Below are 1371 nucleotides of genomic sequence, written 5' to 3' on the forward strand. Positions count from 1 at the left end.
CATTGCTGTCCGATAAAAAAACCTTACCCAATATTTCGTACCGTCAGAACGTTAACAGAGGGCCTTCCTTTGTTTTTTTGAAAAGAACCGCCTCTATGTTTGAAAAAGCGTTAATTGTCCTTTTTTACGATTATTTAATTCACTCCAATCTCCATCTGGTTTTTTCAGGAATTTGAACAAGTCTATATAGGTCATTAAGTGGTAACGGATTACGGACATCATATTAGAGAAGGCCCACTTTCGTTTAGCTTTTCGTTGAATGACCAACATGATCAGTTGAATGATTAAGCTCATCCATATTTGTATTTCGATTGCATTCTGGTTATCTCCTAGGAAGTATTTCAAGGGGAAGTTTTGTTTCAGGCGTTTAAAAAGGGTTTCAATCTGCCAGCGCTGCTTATAAATATCCGTTATCTTATCCGCCGGAAGCTCAAAATTATTTGTAATAAATTCATACACCCTGTTTTGCTGCTGATGATAAAAGGCTACTCTTCGTAAATAAATGACTTGTTTTCCCTTAGCAATTTCGATACGCTCATCTTTTAATACACCCGAATGAATGTGCTCATCAAGGGCGAATTCTTCCAAGCTGCTATACAGGGCATTGTCTTTCTGCCTGGTTACAAAATAAACACCCTCCACGGTCCAGTTGTGATACTGCATGTAATCAACGTACCCTTTGTCGAATACCACGAATGAACCTTTTTGTAAGCCTAATTCTTTTAAAAAGGTGTGATCGTGGGTCGCCGCAGAGCTAAAACGAACCAAACAGGGAACGTCTTCTTGGGCGTTAATCATTGTATGCATTTTGATGCCGCCTTTTTTCTTGCCCCCAATCGGATTACGGCCAGCTCCCTTTAAAACATCGCTAAACAAACTAATAGTGCTGGAATCCACAATCTTTAAATCCTTTACCGGAAGCGATCTGGAATAGCTGTCCGATAAAAAATGTTTATAGCGACCATACAACTGCTGATAAATACTTGCAAAGACGGCACTAGGTCGATTCTTATTCGCATCGGACAAGGTACTGCGTTTTGGAAAACGGGTTAAGCCCAAATGATTGATTTTTCCTTCGCAGGCCAACATAATACTACTCACCTCACGTAGTGAACTGCTTCCGCTTAAGGTAGCAAAGAGCATGGTTACCAAGTGATCATAGGTTTTAAAGCGTTTGTAATAGCGATCGCTACCTTGTTTTTGGGCTGTCCGGTTAATAAGCGAGCTCGGAATAAATTTTAATACCTGACTGATGATCGGCTGTCCGCTAAAGTTTTTAGATTTGTTCATACTTGAAAGTGTCGTAACTTAAAAGTAGAAACAAACGGGGTGACTTTGGTTGCCTCGTTTATTTTTTATCGGACACTACTG

1 protein-coding gene is annotated in these 1371 nt (G+C 39.8%); it reads right to left on the minus strand.

All coding sequences use genetic code 11. The annotated features are described in order from the left end of the window. Nucleotides 1-93: 93 nt before the first annotated feature. Complete coding sequence (locus FN756_RS14360) at nt 94-1290, minus strand: IS4 family transposase (protein ID WP_142604802.1); 1197 nt, start codon at nt 1288-1290, stop codon at nt 94-96. Between the last annotated feature and the right edge of the window lie 81 nt (nt 1291-1371).

The sequence above is a fragment of the Solitalea koreensis genome, from assembly GCF_900182575.1.
Taxonomy (GTDB): domain Bacteria; phylum Bacteroidota; class Bacteroidia; order Sphingobacteriales; family Sphingobacteriaceae; genus Solitalea; species Solitalea koreensis.